This is a genomic window from Streptomyces sp. RP5T, from assembly GCF_003933965.1.
Taxonomy (GTDB): Bacteria; Actinomycetota; Actinomycetes; order Streptomycetales; family Streptomycetaceae; genus Streptomyces.
The window spans coordinates 1-2,392 of sequence record NZ_RSAJ01000901.1 but is presented as its reverse complement, the minus strand read 5'-3'; the positions used below and the strand labels follow the sequence as shown (position 1 = coordinate 2,392).

General features: G+C 67.6%; 3 protein-coding genes and 1 rRNA gene. All 4 read right to left on the bottom strand.

Translation table 11 applies throughout. The features are described 5' to 3' along the window. On the bottom strand, positions 1–740 hold a 740-nt coding region (locus EHS43_RS42700), incomplete at its 3' end, for an MFS transporter (protein WP_148104276.1). A 66-nt stretch (positions 741–806) separates the two neighbouring features. Then, a complete protein-coding gene (locus EHS43_RS42695) occupies positions 807–1,490 on the bottom strand; it encodes a VC0807 family protein (RefSeq protein WP_125195838.1) in 684 nt (227 codons plus the stop codon). A 69-nt stretch (positions 1,491–1,559) separates the two neighbouring features. Then, on the bottom strand, positions 1,560–2,204 hold the full coding sequence (locus EHS43_RS42690) for an HAD family phosphatase (protein ID WP_125195837.1): 645 nt from the start codon (positions 2,202–2,204) through the stop codon (positions 1,560–1,562). 61 nt (positions 2,205–2,265) lie between these two features. Beyond that, positions 2,266–2,382, bottom strand: a 5S ribosomal RNA gene (gene rrf, locus EHS43_RS42685). Between the last annotated feature and the right edge of the window lie 10 nt (positions 2,383–2,392).

Here is a 2,392-nt window from a genome sequence, read left to right as displayed (position 1 = left end):
ACGTTGTACGGCACGGTCGCCAGCTGCTCACTGCTGCCGAGCACGTCCTGGAGGTACTTCGCACTCCAGTTGGAGACGGTGGAGTCCCCGATGTAGGCGAAGGTCATCACCAGACACAGCGGCAGCAGCAGCTTGAAGACGATCCCGTCCCCGCCGTGGCGCTCCTCCTCCACGACGGCCACGTCCCCGTCGACGTACCACCGGCTCCCCGCCAGGCACAGCGGCACCAGCACCACCACGACCGGCAGATAGGACACGAACAGCGCGAGATGCCAGTGCGCCCCGACCCAGGCGAGCGAGGCCCCGACGATCCCGCCGAGACTGAACACCGCGTGGAAGCTCAGCATGATGCTGCGCCCGTACGACCGCTGCAGGCTGACCCCGAGCATGTTCATGGACGCGTCGAGCATGCCGACGGCGAGCCCGAAGGCAGCTAGGGAGACGCCCAGTTCGACCGTGGTGTCCCCCGCTCCCACGCCCAGCAGCGCCAGCAGCACGACCGGCTGGGCGAACCGCAGCAGCCGGCTGGGCGGTATCCGCTTCACCAGGTGCTCGGTGGACACGCTCCCGACCCCGGCCAGGATCGGCACCGCGGCCAGGAAGGCGGGCAGCAGCGCGTCGGAGACCCCGTACCGGTCCTGGATCGCGGGGATCCGCGTCACCAGCAGAGCAAAGGCGACGCCCTGCGCGAAGAAGCTGAACGCCAACGAGGCCCTACCGCGCCGCAGCACATCTGTCATGGCGGCGAGCGTAGGGCCCCGGCGTACTCGTGGGTAGATCCAGCCAAAGATGAATTTCCCTCAGCTTTATCGGGCGAGCGCGACCTCGGGCCGCGCGGGGGCGCAGGTCCTCGTCTCGGCGATCAGCATCCGGGCCATGGGGCCGGCCCCGATCGCCCCGCTGACCAGGAAGGCGACCGCCATCGACACGACCATGACCACGGATCCGAGCCACACCATCGTGTCCACCGGCAGCGTGTACGCCCCCACGACCCGCACCACGCACTCCGTCAGCAGTACGACGCCCCACACCACGGAGAACCGCCGCTCGGCCCGCCGGAAGTCCGCCGACCCGCCCTGGAGCCGCGTCCAGGCGGCCTCCCGCTCCGCGATGCCCTTCACCAGCCAGGGCTTCATGCCCGCGGTCATCATCGGCCTCCCCAGCGCGACGGAGACGAGGACGCCGATCCCGATCACGCTGCTGACCCCGCTGTCCTTGGCGAGCATCAGCCGCGGGTCGCCGGCCACGAGGCTGAGCAGCAGCCCGGCGACGTTGACCACGAGGATCAGCGCGGCCAGTCCGTTGACCGTCCGCTCCTTGACCACACTCCAGCCGGTCCGCACGGCCGGGACGACACTGCTGAGGCCCAGCGCCATCAACGTGCTCGTCCCGAGCCCGTCCTTGAGCAGGTAGTACGCCCCGATCGGCACAGCCACGTCCACGATCAGAGGAGCCAGGTTCGCGCACTTCGAGTTCGTCTTCGTCGTCATGCCCTCAGCTTCTCGCCCGGCGGGGGCACGCCAGTAGAAACGATCGTCCGGACCTCCGCATGACAAATGTCAGACCAGCAGGTCCACCAACTCACTCATGTCGGAGAAGAGTTGAGTGGCCCCGGCGAGCTTCGCGGCAGGCGTCATCGCGGTGAACCCGTACACGTCCATCCCGGCCGCGTTGGCCGCCTGCACCCCGAGCGGACTGTCCTCGACCACCACACACCGCCCCGGCTCGACGCCCATTCGCGCGGCGGCGTGCAGAAACAGATCGGGCGCCGGCTTCCCGCGCCCCACATCCTCCGAGCTGAAGATCCGCGCGTCCTCGAACCACCGCTCCAGCCCGGCCGCCCGATGCCCCACCCGGATCCGCGCATGACTCCCGGAGGACGCGACACAGTACGGCACCCCGTCCGCCGTCAGCTTCTCCAGTACGCCGGTGACGCCGGCCACGGCCTGCAACTCCCGCTCGAACGCGGCGAACACCCTCGCGTGGAAGACGTCGTCGAAGTCGGCCGGCAACCGCTGCCCGGTCCGCTCCAGGACCAGCTCATGGATCCGGTGCATGGCGGAACCCATGTAGTCCCGAATGGAGTCCTCGTAGGAGGTCGGATGCCCGAGCTCCGTCAGATAAGCCGCGAGGTGCCGATTGGAAATCGGCTCACTGTCGACGAGGACACCATCGTTGTCGAAGATGACAAGGTCATAGCGCATATGGTCGACCCTAAACGCAGAAAACCCCCGTGCCAACGGCACGGGGGTTTTCCCAAAAATTGTTCGGCGGTGTCCTACTCTCCCACAGGGTCCCCCCTGCAGTACCATCGGCGCTGTAAGGCTTAGCTTCCGGGTTCGGAATGTAACCGGGCGTTTCCCTCACGCTATGACCACCGAAACACTATGAA